This window comes from Pseudomonas sp. TE9122, from assembly GCF_056278925.1.
The window spans coordinates 297,067-314,313 of record NZ_JBWBQI010000001.1 but is presented as its reverse complement, the minus strand read 5'-3'; the positions used below and the strand labels follow the sequence as shown (position 1 = coordinate 314,313).

At 57.9% G+C, this 17,247-nt stretch carries 17 protein-coding genes and 1 pseudogene; 5 read left to right on the top strand and 13 right to left on the bottom strand.

Annotation, left to right across the window (positions count from 1 at the left end):
• Positions 1–85: 85 nt before the first annotated feature.
• Positions 86–997 (bottom strand): LysR family transcriptional regulator, encoded by a 912-nt coding sequence (locus ACZ9BE_RS01290; RefSeq protein WP_252887289.1) that lies wholly within the window; start codon positions 995–997, stop codon positions 86–88.
• A gap of 126 nt (positions 998–1,123) precedes the next feature.
• Positions 1,124–1,714 (bottom strand): NADPH:quinone oxidoreductase MdaB, encoded by a 591-nt coding sequence (mdaB, locus tag ACZ9BE_RS01285; RefSeq protein ID WP_041477876.1) that lies wholly within the window; start codon positions 1,712–1,714, stop codon positions 1,124–1,126.
• Positions 1,715–1,895: 181 nt separating this feature from the next.
• Here mdaB and ACZ9BE_RS01280 point away from each other — a divergent pair, with 181 nt between their 5' ends.
• Positions 1,896–2,210 carry a putative quinol monooxygenase gene (locus ACZ9BE_RS01280; protein ID WP_095180327.1) on the top strand — a complete coding sequence of 105 codons (315 nt, stop codon included), beginning with the start codon at positions 1,896–1,898 and terminating at the stop codon, positions 2,208–2,210.
• Here the strand turns inward: ACZ9BE_RS01280 and ACZ9BE_RS01275 are convergent.
• The gene (locus ACZ9BE_RS01275; RefSeq protein WP_476248833.1) at positions 2,200–2,964 is read right to left on the bottom strand and encodes a sulfite exporter TauE/SafE family protein; all 765 of its coding nucleotides are present in this window, start codon (positions 2,962–2,964) and stop codon (positions 2,200–2,202) included. The two genes, ACZ9BE_RS01280 and ACZ9BE_RS01275, sit on opposite strands and share 11 nt — an antisense overlap.
• A gap of 232 nt (positions 2,965–3,196) precedes the next feature.
• Between ACZ9BE_RS01275 and ACZ9BE_RS01270 the strand changes: the two genes are divergently transcribed.
• Together ACZ9BE_RS01270 and ACZ9BE_RS01265 are read left to right on the top strand one after the other, a co-directional pair.
• Positions 3,197–4,135 (top strand): LysR substrate-binding domain-containing protein, encoded by a 939-nt coding sequence (locus ACZ9BE_RS01270; RefSeq protein ID WP_236169259.1) that lies wholly within the window; start codon positions 3,197–3,199, stop codon positions 4,133–4,135.
• Between the two features lie 41 nt (positions 4,136–4,176).
• Positions 4,177–4,527 (top strand): cupin domain-containing protein, encoded by a 351-nt coding sequence (locus tag ACZ9BE_RS01265; RefSeq protein WP_016770579.1) that lies wholly within the window; start codon positions 4,177–4,179, stop codon positions 4,525–4,527.
• Positions 4,528–4,727: 200 nt separating this feature from the next.
• Here the strand turns inward: ACZ9BE_RS01265 and mmsB are convergent, their stop codons facing one another.
• Together mmsB and ACZ9BE_RS01255 are read right to left on the bottom strand one after the other, a co-directional pair.
• Positions 4,728–5,615 carry a 3-hydroxyisobutyrate dehydrogenase gene (gene mmsB, locus ACZ9BE_RS01260; protein ID WP_016770578.1) on the bottom strand — a complete coding sequence of 296 codons (888 nt, stop codon included), beginning with the start codon at positions 5,613–5,615 and terminating at the stop codon, positions 4,728–4,730.
• 10 nt (positions 5,616–5,625) lie between these two features.
• Complete coding sequence (locus tag ACZ9BE_RS01255) at positions 5,626–7,152, bottom strand: CoA-acylating methylmalonate-semialdehyde dehydrogenase (RefSeq protein ID WP_476248832.1); 1,527 nt, start codon at positions 7,150–7,152, stop codon at positions 5,626–5,628.
• Between the two features lie 149 nt (positions 7,153–7,301).
• On the opposite strand from ACZ9BE_RS01255, the gene ACZ9BE_RS01250 reads away from it, so the two are divergent.
• Positions 7,302–8,282 (top strand): LysR family transcriptional regulator, encoded by a 981-nt coding sequence (locus tag ACZ9BE_RS01250; RefSeq protein ID WP_476250120.1) that lies wholly within the window; start codon positions 7,302–7,304, stop codon positions 8,280–8,282.
• 550 nt (positions 8,283–8,832) lie between these two features.
• On the opposite strand, the gene ACZ9BE_RS01245 is transcribed toward ACZ9BE_RS01250, so the two are convergent.
• From ACZ9BE_RS01245 to ACZ9BE_RS01225, 5 genes are all read right to left on the bottom strand, one after another.
• Entirely contained in the window at positions 8,833–9,858 is a 1,026-nt protein-coding gene (locus ACZ9BE_RS01245; RefSeq protein ID WP_225931003.1) for a hypothetical protein, read from the bottom strand.
• A gap of 46 nt (positions 9,859–9,904) precedes the next feature.
• Positions 9,905–10,327, bottom strand: a complete 423-nt coding sequence (locus ACZ9BE_RS01240; RefSeq protein ID WP_126359865.1) for a hypothetical protein — start codon at positions 10,325–10,327, stop codon at positions 9,905–9,907.
• A gap of 589 nt (positions 10,328–10,916) precedes the next feature.
• A complete protein-coding gene (locus tag ACZ9BE_RS01235; RefSeq protein ID WP_172604446.1) occupies positions 10,917–11,432 on the bottom strand; it encodes a KilA-N domain-containing protein in 516 nt (171 codons plus the stop codon).
• Positions 11,433–12,108: 676 nt separating this feature from the next.
• Positions 12,109–12,639 (bottom strand): hypothetical protein, encoded by a 531-nt coding sequence (locus ACZ9BE_RS01230; protein ID WP_476248831.1) that lies wholly within the window; start codon positions 12,637–12,639, stop codon positions 12,109–12,111.
• A gap of 480 nt (positions 12,640–13,119) precedes the next feature.
• Entirely contained in the window at positions 13,120–14,619 is a 1,500-nt protein-coding gene (locus ACZ9BE_RS01225; protein ID WP_232013061.1) for a tyrosine-type recombinase/integrase, read from the bottom strand.
• A 47-nt stretch (positions 14,620–14,666) separates the two neighbouring features.
• On the opposite strand from ACZ9BE_RS01225, the pseudogene ACZ9BE_RS01220 reads away from it, so the two are divergent.
• Positions 14,667–14,801, top strand: a pseudogene (locus tag ACZ9BE_RS01220) (LysR family transcriptional regulator); the annotation flags it as partial.
• Here the strand turns inward: ACZ9BE_RS01220 and yfiB are convergent.
• Genes yfiB through yfiR form a run of 3 tightly spaced genes read right to left on the bottom strand, consistent with a single transcriptional unit; the run spans position 14,798 to position 17,132 of the window.
• Complete coding sequence (gene yfiB / locus ACZ9BE_RS01215; protein ID WP_191622424.1) at positions 14,798–15,298, bottom strand: outer membrane lipoprotein YfiB; 501 nt, start codon at positions 15,296–15,298, stop codon at positions 14,798–14,800. The pseudogene ACZ9BE_RS01220 and the gene yfiB overlap by 4 nt on opposite strands.
• A complete protein-coding gene (gene dgcN / locus ACZ9BE_RS01210; protein WP_476248830.1) occupies positions 15,298–16,566 on the bottom strand; it encodes a diguanylate cyclase DgcN/YfiN in 1,269 nt (422 codons plus the stop codon). The genes yfiB and dgcN overlap by 1 nt, the downstream gene beginning before the upstream one ends.
• The gene (gene yfiR / locus ACZ9BE_RS01205) at positions 16,563–17,132 is read right to left on the bottom strand and encodes a regulatory sequestration protein YfiR (RefSeq protein ID WP_476248829.1); all 570 of its coding nucleotides are present in this window, start codon (positions 17,130–17,132) and stop codon (positions 16,563–16,565) included. The genes dgcN and yfiR overlap by 4 nt, the downstream gene beginning before the upstream one ends.
• Positions 17,133–17,247 lie beyond the last annotated feature (115 nt).

Below are 17,247 nucleotides of genomic sequence, written 5' to 3'. Positions count from 1 at the left end.
AATAAGTGATGCAGCGAGTATCGGCCGATGAAACCCGGCGAAAAACCCGCCCTCGGCCAATTCACTCTTGCGCAGGGATCACGAATCAGCCCTTGAATTCGGCGCTGGCATAGGCGGCGAGTTTGCCCTGGATAAAGTCGAGGAAACACTGAATGCGCAACGCCAGTTGCGAGTTGCGGTAGTACACGGCGTTGATCGGCTGGCGATAGCCACTGTTGAATTCACCGAGCAGGACTTTCAGGCGTCCGGCGCGGATGTCGTCGATGGTCATGAAGTGCGACAGACAGGCAATGCCCTGCCCTTCCAGTGCCAAATGGCGCACGGTCTCACCACTGGAGGCGCTGATTGCCGGGGTGATCGGCCAACGGTCGCCATGCACATAGCGCAGCGGCCACTGGTTGAGGCCTTCGTTCTGGGTAAAGCCGAGCAACGTGTGTTCGCTCAAATCCGCCACTTGTCGTGGCGCACCGTGTTTTTTCAAATAGGCGGGGCTGGCGACGATCATTAATGGGCTGCAACCGAGCGAACGCGCATGCAGCGTCGAATCGGCGAGGGTGCCGATGCGGATGGCGACGTCGGTGCTTTGTTCAAGCAGGTCAATGATCAGGTCATTGCTGTTGAGTTCGAGCAGGATGTCCGGGTACAGCTGCCGGAATTCGTCGATGTAGGGAACGATGGCGTGGAGCATGAACGGCGAGGCAGCGTTGATGCGCAGGCGCCCGGATGGGGTCTGCTGGCGCGAGGACAGGCGTTCTTCGAGTTGATCCATCTGGTCGAGAATCAGCTTGGCCTGTTCGAAGAAATACTTGCCCTCCTCGGTCAGGTCCATGCGTCGCGTGGTGCGGTTGATCAGCGTGGTGTCGAGCTTGGCTTCGAGCTTCGACAGCGTGCGACTGACGGCCGACGGCGTCTGGCCGACCTGCTCGGCGGCGGCGGAAATCGAACCGCACTCGATCACGCAGACGAAAATCTGCAACTCATCGGATCTGGCTTTCACGGGTGTCCTCTTTGGAATCGCCAAGATCGCAGCCTGCGGCAGCTCCTACATTGGAATGCATTCCCCCTGTAGGAGCTGCCGAAGGCTGCGATCTTTTGCTGTGACCCCGATATTAGCCTGAAAGCCTCAAGCCTTGAGGCCAAACACCTCAGTCAGATGCTGCTCATAGCGCACCACATCATTGTCGATATTCGGACGCTTCATTACGTCGACGCAGAGAAAGGTCGGCAGTGCGGTCATGCCGAGAAATTCGTTGGCCTTGTGGAACGGGAAGTACACCGCGTCCACGCCTTTGGCTTCGAAGAAATCCGTCGGGTCATCGAAGGCTTGCTGCGGCGCGTTCCAGGTCAGCGACAGCATGTATTGCTTGCCCTGAATCAGACCGCCACTGCCGTACTTCTGCGAGGCATCGGAACGGGTGCGGCCGTCGCTGGCGTAGAGGCTGCCGTGACCTTCGGTGAAGACTTCGTCGAGGTACTTTTTCACCGTCCACGGCGCGCCCATCCACCAGCCCGGCATCTGATAAATGATCACGTCGGCCCAGAGGAATTTCGCCACTTCTTCGGCAACGTCATAGCCCTCGTCGATAAACGTGGTCTTGACGTCGACACCGCCGCGATCCAGCACGCTCAGCGCGGTTTCGTGCAGGGTGGTGTTATAGCGGCCATCGGAATGGGCGAATTTTTTACCGCCATTGAGCAACAGCACTTTCTTCATCGGAAAACCTCGGCGCAGCCTTCAAGGCTGGATTGAAACAGGAATTGGAATGGCGGCAGACTAACCATCGATCTCGCGCGGAAACAGCCACATCGACGCAAAATACATTTGATCAAAACGCACGAATCGATCGGCAATTGTTGCCGTAGCATCGCCGCTTTCTGCTTTTGAGGAAGTTGTGATGAGTGAACGCCAGGGTTTCATCCTGCACGCCAAGACCCACCCGGAAAAAGCCGCCGAGTTCGAAGCGCTGTTCCGCGCTTACGTCGAGCCAAGCCGCGCCGAACCGGGCTGCATCGAGTACCACATGCTGCGCGACAAGGAAGATCCGACGCTGTTTATCTTCTACGAGATCTGGGCCAGCCAGGCGCATCTGGATGTGCACTCGGCGTTGCCGCACATGAAAGCGTTTTTCGCCAGGCGCATGGACTATCTTGAGCGCGATTTCGATATTCGCGCGATCGACATGCTCAGCGAATCGTCGGCTAGCCGCTGATCAGCAAATGGGCGCCGAGCGCGCCCATTCCGATAAAGAACACCCGCTTGAACAGCACCGCACTGATGCGCTGACGCAGCCACTGACCGAGCCACATGCCAAGCATGGCCGGGATCAGCGCCAGCAGCGAGGCGCTCAATTCGCCACCGCCGAGTGCGCCGTGCCAGAGCAGCCCAGCGGCCAGCGCCAGGGTCGAGACGGTGAAGGACAGGCCGAGCGCCTGCACCAGCTCATCGCGGCTCAGCCCCAGCGCTTGCAGGTACGGCACCGCCGGAATCACGAAGACGCCGGTGGCGCAGGTGATGACGCCGGTGATCAGGCCACACAGCGGGCCGAGCCACGATTCATGCGCGGATTTGACGTGTAGCGTGGGCAAGAACAATCCGCTCAATGCATACAGCAACAGCGCCGCGCCAAGTCCGCGCACTACCCAATGTCCGCTGGACATGTCGAGCCAGAGGGTGCCGATGCCGGTGCCGAGGAAGATCATCAGCAGCATGGGCCAGAGGCGTTTGATCAATCCTTGCAGATGACCGCCGAAGGCCAGTTGCCAGAGGTTGGTCAGGGTCGCGGGGACGATCAACAAAGCGGCTGCCTGCGCCGGCGCCATAGCCAGACCGAGCAGGCCCATCGCGACAGTGGGCAGGCCGAGGCCGATCACGCCTTTGACCGTGCCGGCGAGGAGGAAGGTGGCGATGACCAGTAGAGAAAGGGTCAGGCCGAGGGTTTGGTAGAAGTCGGTCAGTTTGTGCATTGGGGTAATGTGCACTGATCCGGGTGCGGTGGAAATCTGCCATATACTGAGGCAGCCTATTCCTTTGCAAGAGGCTGATATTTGCAGTGATGCATCTGGCCTCATCGCTGGCAAGCCAGCTCCCACAGAATCTCGGTTGTTCATCCATTTAGAGATCAACAAGAAACCTGTGGGAGCTGGCTTGCCAGCGAAAGGGCCAGCCCACACACCATAAAAATCAGAGGCAAACCCCATGCACTTCGACCTCACCGACCTGCGCCTCTACCTGCACATTCTCGACACCGGCAACATCACCGCCGGCGCCGCCCGCAGCCACTTGTCCCTCGCCGCCGCCAGCGCCCGAATCCGCGCGATGGAAGCCTCGCTGGGCGCCGAATTCCTCGAACGTGGTCGGCGTGGCGTCACCCCGACCCCGGCCGGTAAAGCCCTCGCCCGCCATGCGCGCATTCTTTTGCAACAGGCCGAACGCATGCAGCAGGATCTGGCCGATTATGCGCATGGCGTCAAAGGCCAGGTGCGGCTGTTATGCAACACCACGGCGATTACCGAGTACCTTCCGGAAGTGCTCGCGGATTTCCTGCGCAGCCATCCCAATCTCGACATCGATCTACAGGAACTGCCCAGTGCGCGAATTACTCATGCCTTGCGTGAAGGCGCAGCGGATCTGGGGATTGTGTCCGACGCGGTCGACACCAACGGCCTGCAGACCCAGGCGTTTCGTGATGATCCGCTGGTGCTGATTCTGCCGCTTGATCACCCGTTGTCTGACGTTGCCGAGGTCAGTTTCAGCGACGCGTTGCAGCACGATTTTGTCGGATTGAGCGCCGACAGCGCATTGGCGATTTATCTGGAAGAACAGGCGCTGCACAGCGGCGCGCGGATGCAGGTGCGCATTCGCGCCGATGGCTTTGATGGCGCGATGCGTATGGTCGCAAGAGGGGCGGGACTGGCCATCGTGCCCTTGGCCGCTGTCGAACGTACGGCGCTCAAACGGTTCCAGTGTGTGACCCTGAATGAGCCGTGGGCGCGCCGCGCGTTATTGCTCTGCGCGAAAGACTTCGCCGCGCTGCCGGGTTATGCCCAAGCGCTGTTACAAGCACTTATTGCTGCGCGCGTTTCTGAGCACTCCGATGTCGACCCCAGACAACTGAGCGGCGACCGGCCGCTATAGGGTGCGACTTCAATTCTCAAGTCCACCTGCCCGGAGTCCCCATGACCGCGACCGCCCCTATCACCGTTCTGCGCGACACCCACCCGCTGCCAGTGCTCGACGCCTGCAAATGGGAAAAACTCGAAGGCGACCCGCACACCGTCAACCTCAATGCCTACACCAGCGAAGACGGCAGCAAGATCATGGGCACCTGGATCTGCACACCGGGCAAGTGGCGCGTCGATTATGTGAAATGGGAGTACTGCCATTTCCAGGAAGGCTACTGCGTGATCACCCCGGACGGCATGGCGCCGATTCATCTGCGTGCTGGCGATATCTTCGTGGTTGAGCCGGGCATGAAAGGCACGTGGGAAGTGGTCGAGACCGTGCGCAAATACTTCGTCTTCGCCTGATGCAAAAAAGCCGGGAAATCACCCGACGTGATTTCCCGGCAAATATCCCGGCGTTGCTAAAACCTGTGGCGAGGGGATTTATCCCCGCTCGACTGCGCAGCAGTCGCAAACCCTGAGCACTCGGTTTACCTGACACACTCCAGGGGGCTGCTGCGCAACCCAACGGGGATAAATCCCCTCGCCACAAAGGGCTGATCGCGTTACTGCGGCTTGCGATAGCTGTTGATGATCGCCGAGAAGTCTTTCCCACCGTCACCGCGCTGACTCATCGCCTGATACAACTGCTGCGCCACCGCGCCGAGCACCACCGGCTGGTGCGCCTGCCGCGCCGCTTCAGTCGCCAGCCCAAGATCCTTGAGCATCAGTTCTGCCCCGAACCCGCCGGTATAACCGCGCGAGGCCGGCGCCGTTTCGACGATGCCCGGCCACGGGTTGTACATCTCCGAACTCCAGCAACGGCCGGTCGAGCTGTTGATGATTCCGGCCAGCACACCGGTGTCGATCCCCAGCGCATCGCCCAACGCCATCGCTTCACTGACGCCGACCATCGAGATTGCCAGCAGCAGGTTGTTGCAGATCTTGGCGATCTGGCCGGTGCCGACTTCACCGCAATGCACGATGTTGCGGCCCATCTGCGCCAGCACCGGTTGCAGGGTGGCGAACAGTTCCGGGGTGGCGCCGACCATGAAGGTCAGCGTGCCGGCGGTCGCGCCGCCAGTGCCGCCGGAGACTGGCGCATCGGCCATGGCCACGCCGTGTTTGGCGGCGGCCGCAGCAACGTCGCGGGCGGTCTGCGGATCGATAGTGCTGCAATCCACCGCTGGCACGCCTTGGCGAATGCCGGCGAGCACGCCCTCTTCACCCAGCCAGACACTGCGCACATGCACCGCGGCCGGGAGCATGGTGATCACCAGTTCGGCATCTTCCGCCGCCTCGCGGGCCGAAGCGCGGATGGTGCCGCCCAGTTGCTCGAGTTCCGCCAGCACGGTTTTGTTCAGGTCGACCAGGTTCAGGGAGTGGCCGGCCTTGATCAGGTTGCGCGCCATCGGCGCGCCCATGTTGCCCAGCCCGATAAATGCGATTTTCATGATCGAATCCTCAGCGCAGGTTGATGGTGGTGTTCACGCCGTCGTTGACGCTGTCGTCGTCGAACCAGCGCGCCGTGACCGTTTTGGTCTGCGTGTAGAACTGCACCACTTGCTTGCCGTACGGGCCGAGGTCGCCGAGTTTCGAACCGCGCGAGCCGGTGAAGCTGAAGAACGGTACCGGTACCGGAATCGGGATGTTGATACCGACCTGACCGACATCGATTTCAGTCTGGAATTTGCGCGCCGCCGCGCCGCTCTGGGTGAACAGGCCAGTGCCGTTGCCGAACGGATTGGCGTTGACCAGCGCGATCGCCTGATCGAGGGTGTCGACTTCCAGCACCACCAGCACCGGGCCGAAGATTTCCTGGGTGTATATCTGCATGTCGGTGGTCACACCGGAGAACAGGGTCGGGCCGACAAAGTTGCCCTGCTCGTAGCCCGGCACACTGATGTCGCGACCATCGAGTTCAAGCTTGGCGCCTTCCTTGATGCCGCTTTCGATCAGTTCGAGAATCCGCGCCTTGGCCTTTTTCGAAATCACCGGGCCGACATCGGTGCCCGGCTCGCTGCCGGCGTTGACCTTGAGCTTCTGCGCCAGCGCTTTCAGGTCTGGCAGCCACTGTTTTGCGGCACCGACCAGCACCACCACCGACGTGGCCATGCAACGTTGCCCGGCCGCACCGAAACCGGCACCGACCAAAGCATTCAGCGCTTGCTCGCGATTGGCGTCCGGCAGTACCACAGCGTGGTTTTTTGCGCCCATCATCGACTGCACGCGTTTGCCATGTTTGCCGGCCAGGTCATAAACGTGGGTGCCGACAGCGGTAGAACCGACGAACGACACGGCTTTGATGTCCTTGTGCGTGCACAGGCCATCGACCACATCCTTGCCGCCATGAACGACGTTGAGCACGCCCGCCGGAACGCCAGCCTCAATGGCCAGTTCCACCAGCAACATGGTCGACAGCGGATCCTGTTCCGACGGCTTGAGCACGAAGGTGTTACCGCAGGCGATCGCCATCGGGAACATCCACAGCGGAATCATCGCCGGGAAGTTGAAAGGCGTGATGCCGGCGCAGACGCCGATCGGCTGGCGCAGGGTGTAAGTGTCGACGCCGCCGGCGACGTTCTCGGCGAATTCACCCATTTGCAGGGTGCCGATCGAGCACGCGTGCTCGACCACTTCCAGGCCACGGAAAATATCGCCCTCGGCGTCAGCAATGGTCTTGCCCTGCTCGGCGCTGAGGACCACGGCGATGCGCTTGGAGTGCTCGCGGATCAGCGCTTGCAACTTGAGCATGATGCGCATCCGCGCGCCGATCGGGGTCAGTTTCCAGGTCTGGAACGCGCGCTGGGCGGCGCTGACAGCGGCATCGACCTCAGCGGCGGTGGCGAACGGAACCTTGGCCAGCACTTGCTGGGTGGCCGGGTTGATGATGTCGTGCCACTCGGTGGTCTGCGACTCGACCCACTCGCCGTCGATCAGCAGTTTGACCTTTTGCAGCGTGGTGTCGTTGGGCGTAAGCGATGCGTTCATGCTGGTCTCCAGAACTTGTTTTTATCGTAGGAGCCAAGGCGAAAGGTTCGCCTTGAGATGAGGCGTGTGTCGCGAATTGGTTGTCGGACTGTTTTTGGAGTATAGATGTGCAAACTTCTAATAAGAACGCACATATAAGCCCGACCATCATGCAAAAAAACATCACCTCGCTAGGCTCGCTGAACTGGGACGACCTGAAGTTTTTCCTCGAAGTCGCCCGCACCCGCAAGGCCAGTACCGCCGCCAAACGCCTGGCCGTCGACTACACCACGGTGTCGCGACGGATCAGTTCGCTGGAAGCGGCGCTCGGCACATTGCTGTTCGAAAAATCCCGCACCAGCGGCTTCGTCCTGACCACTGAAGGCCAGCGCTTGCTCGGTTATGCCGAGTCGATCGAAAGCACGTTGCACATGGCCTGCGAGCAGGTTTCCGGCTCGGGCGTGGCCCTCTCCGGGCACGTGCGCATGGGCTGTACTGAAGGCTTCGGCAGTTTCTTCATCACCCCGCAATTGAGCCACTTCGTCGACGCCTACCCGGCAATCTCGGTGGACATCCTGCCGCTGCCGCACTTCATCAGCCTGTCCAAGCGCGAGGCCGACATCGTCATTGCCCTCGAGCGGCCGGAGCACGGGCCGTACGTCTGCTGCAAACTTTGCGACTACCGCTTGCAGCTGTACGCAACCCAGGACTATCTGGACAAACACCCACCGATCCGCCGCCCGGCCGACTTGAGCAAGCATCAATTCATCAGTTATGTGGATGACCTGGCGTTCAGCTCGGAGCTGCTTTACCTGGCCAATGTGCTGCCCGGCGCCAGCGCACATTTGCGCAGCACCAGCGTGATCGCGCAATACGTCGCCGCACAGCAGGGGCGCTCGCTGGCGATCCTGCCGTGCTTCCTCGCCGCGCAGGATCCACGATTGCTGCCGGTGTTGCCGGAGGAAATCGACATCACCCGGCAGTTCTGGATGTACTGCCGGGAGGATTTGCGCAAGCTCAAAAGAATCACTCTGTTATGGGATTACATAAGAGAGGTGACTGAGCTCAATGGCCCGCTACTGCTGGGCGAAACGCGTGTCCTACTGTTCGCAGACGGAGAATCTACAAGGAGCAAGGGAGACCTATCCTAACGACCTAATCAGGCTCTTGGCAACGACTTGTGACAGGAGTTGTGACACGACTTGTGACAGTCGAAAGGGGACTTACAGTGGCGTGTGCATGCGCGACCAAGTCCCCCCACAGGCAAGCGTTGGACACAGGCGCAAGGGCCTACGGGGGTATTTGCATGGGAATCGTAACTGAGGTGGTGTTAGAGAAATTTTCCCCATATTTCCATCAGCCTTTTAGGTCCCTCAAGTGTCCGCGTAGACCTCAGTGACAAGCTCACCAAGGACCTCAAAGACTGTCTCAGCGTTAGCAATTCCGAAGGTTGCCCCAAGGATGCCAACAAGCTTCCAGAATGCTTTGGACAGAAGGACAGCCTTAACGACTGCCCACAGTTTCGTATGGACCATCGTAAAGGCTCCTCTTTATGCGACGCGTGTAGCGGTAGGTTTCGTGGTGAAGCCTCAAACACCCGGATTTCAAGCGGTTGAAACTTTAAACCTTAGGCTTGAGGCTTCCCACGAGACCCACAAGGTCCCCGTGACGGGAACCCAATGGTTCTTAATGGTGATGGCGTTACTCGGCAGAAAAGACCACACGAGTGATTAGCGGAAAGCTAACCGTCTCGGTTTGGAACTTCTCGGTTGGGTCGGCAGGGTTGGCCAGCTTCAAGCGAACTTTGCCCTGAGCAATTACGTCAGCCACACCAGTAACTTCGAGATCCCAACCTTGAATGGCCGGGTTGCGAGTGGTCGTTACGTTCCAGATGTCACCGTCTGGTCCTTCACGGAACGATAGCGAAGCGAAGCCCATCGGCAGCATGAACACACCATGGTCTTCACCTGAGTAGAACTGAGTGCGGGTTCCCAAATAGTCCTCAAGGTCATCGTGGCCAGCACGCTGAGCGGCACGGTTCAACACAGCCGACAAGGCCACAGGCATCAGCAGCACGAAGGACTCAAGGTCTCGGCCTACGGCGAGGTTCAAATGCATGGTCAAGGCGTCGATGATGTCTTCTGCACGCTCTCGCGGAGTTGCGCTCAAGGCGCCCGTCACGGTCTTGGTCTCGGTAGACTTAGCGTCCTTCAAGATCCCAGCAACGACACCACCACAGGTCAGCTCAAAGTCATCCAGCAGCTTCTTACCGGTCTGCTGCAAGCCTTCACCGGACCAGCCAGCAATGAGATGAGCGTCCAAGAAAGTGGCACGGAAGGAAAACAATGCAGCCTTGTCGCAAGGCTCCGTGAAGATCACGTCACCGACCACAGCCTCACCGTTGGTGAATTCTGATTTGTCATCGTAGATGCTGGTACGAGGGTCGAAGGCAACCGAACGGTTTTGCATTACGACCAGTTGTTGGGCTGTCGGCTCCGTCTTGGCTGGCCGGAACTCGCAAGGAATAGCATTAGCTGCTTCCTCCTTCCAATCGCCCTCATTGAAGTACTCATCGAGTGCCTGAGAAAAGACCTCGACGTAAATGCTGGTGTCCGATGCCATACCTTCTTTGATCTTGTCGGCACGGGTGAACTGAATACGGGTGGAGCCTTCTGTTTGGGACACGGTATAGGCGTTAGGGGCCTCGTATTGATCGCGTTTCATCATGTGTAATTACTCCTGAATAAGTTGTCTTGAAAGGTTCGTAAAGGGATCAGTCAAAGTCGGGGAACGATGACCATGCGCCGCCGCCACGGGCAGCTCGGGTCTCAGCACCCATACGGCGAATGCGCTCGTTTTGGGTCTCCCTGACGGCGCGTTTACGTGCGGCCTCAAGTGGAGTCGGAGGTACTTGCTCTTTGGCTCGTTCAGCGAACCATGCAGCCTCAGCGGCGCGCTTGGTCTCTTGCTGTTCTTCCCTTGCGAAGATCGTGAAGGCTCGACGAGTCTCTACAGGGAACGCAGAGGTACTCAGCCCAGCATCACGGTACTGACGGACGATCTCAGTGACCTTGTTGTCGTTCTTGCCAGCCATAGCCAACAAGCCTGCGAGCATTGCGCCTTCGGCATATTCTCGGGATACGTTTTGGCCTTGAACTTCAAGACGATCAGGGGTGCTTACGATGTTCAGTTTCATGTGGTTGTGTCTCCTAATAGACACATAGATCAAGCCGTGCCGCATGGGCGACGAAGACCAGAGGCTAAGGAGTAAGCCACTCCGGCGCCGTCACGGCTTGTCTATATGTTCTGGGTTTGAGGGATGTATTCGACGACTGGGGTTGGAGCTTTTGCGGGTCGTCAAGGGACCTTCGGGCAGCATGGCGGACTGTCCTATTGGGCACTTTGGTGAGGGTCTTACGGTTCTTACTGGTGGATTCAACCGCCCAAGATGCGGGGGGCCTTAAACGACTTGAGCGGACTCAGAAGAGAGGTCCAGGACTCGGCTGTAAGTAATTGGTTGTCGGTTCAACGGCACGGTCAAAGGAACCATCAAGAGAGCGTCAAGGTGGACTCCTGCGGCTATAAGGCTGTGCATGAAGGTCACCAAGTACCCGTGAAGGTGAGCCTCAAGGGCAACTTGATCGACCACACGGCCACCCAAGGGATGGATCACTGAGACCATCTTGCGTTTGTAGCTGTCAGTCCAATGATTGCGGATGCTGATTAACTTCATGCGTGACGCTGGGGTAAGACACAGGCTGTTGATTAGATCGAGGTAGGTCATCTCAGAAAGCTCCTGACTTTCGATCATTACGCTGGGCAGCACGGAACAAACGATGCTGTTCCTGTTGCTGTGCCGTCAGCTTCTTTGGAGTCCGACGACCCAAGCTATACCAGTCGCTCTTATCGTTGAAGATATGGCGCTCAAGGATGGCTGCACTGTGGTCGTGTCCGATATTACGCATCTTGTCGGCGACCAATAGAGCGACCTCGGGCATTTCAAGGATGGCCTCGAAGGCGTCGTAGACCAAGTCTTCGAACTTTGAGGAAACCCATGCGGCATACCTGATCGCTGCCTGTTTGGTCGCAAGGGTCCCTCTGCCATTGGAGCTTTCGACTTTCCCGGAAGCTGCCAATCGTTGAGCCTCTTTCAGCTCAGCCCATTTACCGGGCCCTTTCCTTGCAGGCAATTTCAAGGTGCGCCAGATGTCGGTCAAGTTCCACATACCCGAATCGTTAGCTTTAAAGGCCTGACCGTCGATGATGATTACGTGACCTGCGTGCTTGTGCTTGATGTTCATATTCATGATTTCCTTTTGATTGCTCCCTGAGTTCGCATCCACGGGCCAGCACAGAGACCCCATGACGGGTTCTGGCGAGTGGCTCAGGGAGCAATCAGAAAGACTCTGTTAATGAAGTGACCATGCGAATGGCCTTAGAGACGAACGGTGTGTCCGGTGTATGTGAGGGTTTTTAACCGGCATCCAATATTGAGGACACCTGAGAGCTCAGAGACCACTTAACGAGTCATGGTGAGTGACCATATGATGCCGTTGCTTGCAATCATGGTCTGAGAAGACCTTAGCCCCTGTACTTAAAGGGCTCTTAAAGTCTTTCAACTTAGAGAGAGAATATAAAGATTACTACCTGATATTCCTCATAGAGGATCTTTAAGTAAAAGGTCCCTGTAATCCCACGATCAGTAATAGGAGGCCCAAACCTATTAAGGGTCCATCAAGCCATTCAGAGGCTCGACAGACAGTATCGTTGAGATGGTCCCCGTAACTGGACCTCAGAGGACCCCGAGGGGTTCTGACTTGGTGGTCTCATGTGTCTGGTGGAGTGAACCACGCTGTCACGATGAGCCTTGCCCACTGGGTCACCTCGGGGTGACTGAGCGGTTACAGTGGGAATGGTGTGTCTCCCTATATGTGAGGGTTTTTAATCTATGTCGTCATAGTGGGGGGACTTTGTTGGCTAAGGTCTCTCCAGCTCTCCACCCGGCAGCCCCATACAGTAATCGCGCATGGCCACCACCGTACTCACAACGCATTTCTGATCAGCTTTCCAACCTACAGGGCATATCCAATCGTAAAAGCTCAAGCAATCAGAATTGTCTTTGCCTGTAATCGAGAGCAACAACTCCTCCGCTTTTTTGAGTGAAATGGGCTTTTTTGAATCCTTATCAAATATATGAGCGGCGTATTTATTTCTGAACTGACAAATCTGCTTGGCTTCGATGTCTTTCGCAGCCTGATAAAGCGATACCGTAGCTTCACTCGGAAGACGATGAAAAAACTGCCCATAGCCTTTTCTAACCTCATGTAACTTAAACAGGGTCAGGACTATGAAGTGATTACACACTCTGAGCCGCCCCATGCTTTTAATGGGCACAAGCGGATCATGAGAAATTATGACGTCACGCGCCATGCCTACCGCTGATGCCAAATCAACCATTAGGTCTGTCATCAACCACTTAATGTTGTTCGCATCGTTCTCAGGTGTCATGAATACCCCTCTAAATTTTAGTGGCTGCCGTTCAAGCAGGCCATTTGGTTCGCAGCGAAGGAGAGGCTGGTTTAAGGCGCTCTGCCTCTTGACACAAAATTACAACAAAGTGGCCTATCGGCATTACGAAAACAGCCTATGCTCAAGTGGCCCAACGCTCATTCGCATGGAGAGTAACTATGGCGTGGTACATCGCAACCTCATTTTTAACACTCGCTGACAATCCAACACCGCTATGGAATCAAACATTTGGCCCCGGACAACTCGTTCCGGCATCTGGGATTTACCGTTGCACTGGATGTAGAAAAGAAATCACATCCAACAATGGTGATCCATTCCCACCTCAAAATCATCACCAGCACACAATCTTGCAAGGCCCGGTGCAGTGGAGATTGAACGTTGGGACTAACACTCTCGGTGAATGATTAAGCTGGCGAGTGCGTCAAAGAACAGGATTCGATTGACGCACTTTTAGCGCCCTCAGAGGTCGACACGACTTCCATCAAGCAATCCACGGAGCATCTCAGCGATCACCTCAACGGGAACGCCAGAGCCATATGTATCGAACGTAATGGTACCTGACGCGTGTCCCATGACGGCCTGAGCGTGGACTACAGGGACCCCTTTGACCTGCATAAGGGAAGCCAACGAGTGACGCAACGAATGGAAAGTCAAACCAGCCGTAAAGGAATCTCCAAGCGCTGCCGGAATGGCTTGTTGGTTCGCCCATTCCCCGGCTGTCTTGTACCCGATCTGAGCCAGCGCTAATGACCCTGACCGTTTGCACGACTCGACGTAACGCAAGAATGCGGCAAGGTCGAAGCCATAGGCACCATCGGTCAACGGCACCAGTCGTTCGCTGCGTTTGTTCTTAATGGATTTACCCTCACCAACCTCGTTGATATGGATAACGGTGACACCTGAATCAAGGGTCTGGATGTCGCCAACGCATAACTGGGAGATCTCATTGAGTCGACCGCCTGTAATTATCCCGAGGCTAAGCATCCAACGTTTCCATGAGGTCTCTGGAAGACTGTTCGCGTAGGCCATCAGCGTACTGACCTGAGCCTGAGAGAATGCCTTACGGGTGGACTCAAGGCCCTTGGTGAGCTTGAGCTTCTTGTCGTAAGTATTGACCAAGTGACCATTGTCTTTCGCCCACGTCAGGACAGCCGATAGCTTCACCAGCAGCTTGTTGACCGTTGAAGGCATACGCCCTTCAGAGAGTCGATCACGCAGAGCCACAAGGTCCTCCCTTGAGTGGTTGCGCAGATCCAGACTACCGAGAGACGCTGAGAGAGTGCCGTGGCATACCTTGGTTTCCTTGAGGGTCGATGCTTTCTGGTCCTGAGCTCGGTCTGCCAAGTAGAGAACTGAGAGGGCCTCAAAGGTCATTGCGGGAGACTTTACAGATGTAGACAGAGACACGTCACTCACGTGCTTCAAGACTGACTTAGGGTCGGCTTCAAGGTCCCTAATGATCTTGACCAGTGGCACTGAGTCGCCCTGTAATCGAACCTGAGCAGCAGCCATCACATCTTTAGCCTTGGTTACATGCTCATGCTGATCGACGTTGAGGGACATCGTTGCGGCAATCTCCGTCAGGTTCGTTCTAACGTCCTCATACAGGTCGCCCCAGTCACGCAGCGAGTGGACATCATGGGAACACGACAGGAGCCCCTCAGCGACCCACAGCAAATGTTCTCGAAGCTCACTCCAAGTGGCCTCAGGGTGATCCAGATGGAAAGACTTGATGGTCTCGGCAAGTCGTCTTGAAGCGTCCATAGCGGCCTTTCTATCGGAGGTCTTGAGGGATACTGAGGTGGCCTGCGTGGTGCTGCCGGTCTCTCTGAGGCGTAGATAGTAGATGCCGTTGCGCCTGTAGTGATAGGGCTTAGCGAGCCTCGTGGTCGGCCTGAGAGTTAGAGCAGAGTTTGTGACAGCACTTGTAACAGGATAGAGCTTGGAATTGGTCATCATGGCGTTAGGGCCCCGTAATCATTGGGTGGAACCCTTACGTCCTGTAGTTCTGGATGTACTGCCGCGAGGATCTGCGCAAGTTGAAGCGGATTACGTTGTTGTGGGATTACATCCGCGAAGTGACTGAACGCAATCAGGCGTTGTTGATGGGTGAAACGCGGGAGATGCGCTTTGCCGATTAGTCGGCGCTGACCACGATCGACACCCGGCGATTTTCCGTGCGCCCCGCTGCGGTGTCGTTGGAAGCCACCGGTTCGCTGCTGCCCAGGCCTTGCAGCTGGATGTTCTCCTGCTTCATGCCGACCGTGCCGAGGACGTTGGCGACGCTCTTGGCCCGGCGCAGCGACAGTTGCTGATTGTAGGTTTCCTTGCCGGACGCATCGGTGTGGCCATCTACCCGAACGCGCTCGATCCCCACGCCGAGCAACGCCTTGCCGATGCGTTCGACGATTTCCGTGCTGGCTGCGTTCAGGCTTTCGACATCGCTGCCAAACAACACTTTGCCCGACAGGCCGAACTCCCAACCGTCGTCGGTCAACTCGAAACCCTGCTGTTTGAGCACGGCGACCTGCGCCGGTGTCAGGCCTTTCTGCGGGGCGGTCTGGCAACCGCTCAGGGTCAGCGCGGCGATCATCAGCAATGCGGAAAAAAGTCGAACGGGAAGAGTGAACACGGACATCAGCTCCTGGTGTGAACGGAATCGACCGGGCGCTCCGACCCGGCGGTGAATTGCGCGCCACGCGACAGGCGCTTGGCCTGGTACATCGCCGCGTCGGCTGCGTTGAGTAAAGTCCCAGGCGTAGCGCCATGATCGGGGTAGACGGCGATGCCGATACTGAGCGAGGTCATCACACTGCTGTCGCCGGGCAGGGTGATCGGCATGTCCATGCTGGCGAGAATCTTGTCAGCGATGTGCTCAGCGTCTTCGACCGTGTGCAGTGGCGCAAGCAGCACGGCGAACTCGTCGCCACCCAGCCGCGCGACCAGATCATCCTCGCGCAATTGCGCTCGCACGCGATTGGCGATGGCCACCAGCACTGCGTCGCCCGAGGCGTGGCCGAAGTTATCGTTGATGCCTTTGAAGCGGTCGCTGTCGAGAAACAGCACGGCGACCCGCTCATCGTGTTTTTTGCCGTTGCGCAAGGCGCGCATCAAGCGGCCTTCGAAAAACGCGCGGTTGGGCAAACCGGTGAGGCTGTCGTGGGTCGCTTGGTGAGCGAGAGTTTCGTTTTCGTTTTGCAGATGGGTTTGCCACGACTCGAGTTCGCCGAGCAAGGCATTGAAGTCGTTACCCAGATTATCCAGTTCAGCGATTTGCGCCGGCGGCACGCGCCGATCCAGCGCTCGCTCACTGCGCGCGGCGTGGGCGACGGCGGCGAGGCTGTGCAACGGGCCGATGATCGCGCGCAACTGCCGCCGCGCCAGATAGAGCGCGACCCAGGCGCTGATCGCGGTGCAGAGCACAATCCCGGCCAGGCCGCTGAGCAGGAAGCGCATCAGGCTGCCGCCGTGACCGATGAGCAGGACGCGACCGATTTCGCGGTCCTGATGCTCGATCGGCAGGCTGACCGGTTTTTCCAGAAGAGCGCGGGTGATCTGCATTTCCAGCTCGGAGAACAAGCCGGTCTCGACGCGCTGCCATTGCGCAATCAATTGGCCTTGCGCGTCGAGCACTCGGGCATCCGCTACTTCCTCGGTGGCGGCGATGATCGCCAGCGCCTCGGTTGCCGCCGCTTTGTCATTGAACACGACGGCTGCCTCGACGGTGTAGCTGATCGAACGGGCGATCAAGTGCAGGTTGTGGTCGGCATAGACCCGCAGCGCGAGCACGCCCAGCAAGGTCAGCGAAACACTGGCCATCGCCACCGCCACCAGCGCGACAATCAAATGCCCACGGCCAATGACCGAACCAAGGGTGGGGCGAGCCTTCCAACTGAACAGCTTCATGGCGCCGCCGCTTTGCGACGGGACAACTGCAACACGCTGGGGTGAATGCGCACACCACTGCGAGCCACGGAGTCGAGATTGACCTCGAACGACACTTGTTCATCGCCAACGCGCAGGCAGAACAGACTGCCGACGGTGCATTGATCGTCTGCTTCGCTGATGCTCAGCACTGGATGCCCGATCAACGATGCGAACAGGCGACTGCGTTCGTCGGCGGTGAGCTTGCCGATGTACACCGCATCGCATTCGCTGACGATGGCCGGGTTGTCTGCCAGCAGGCGCCGCACAGCCACCGGCCGCCCCGTGGCTTGGGTGGTGCCTTTGACCAGGTCATCGGTGTATTCGGTGGGGCCGACGATGCACAGGCGCAATTGCGCCGGTTCCACCGGCCAGCGTGCATAACTGAGGATGCCAAGCACCACTTGCGTGACCGCTTTGGCCCGTTGCTCGGCCGGCCCGGTTTGCGCTTGGGCGATGGCGCTGCCCGTCAACAACCAGAGCAAAACGATCAGCAATGCGTGCTGGCAGGCCACCACACGCTGTGTCGCCCAGACGGCCACCTTCATGGAGGGATTCTCTTGGAGCGTAACGAAATGATGCCGCAACGATAGCACAGCGCCAGAACACCAGCGAGGCGCCTGCCTCTGACCGGTTGGTCAGTATTCGTTGTCGGTCATTCAG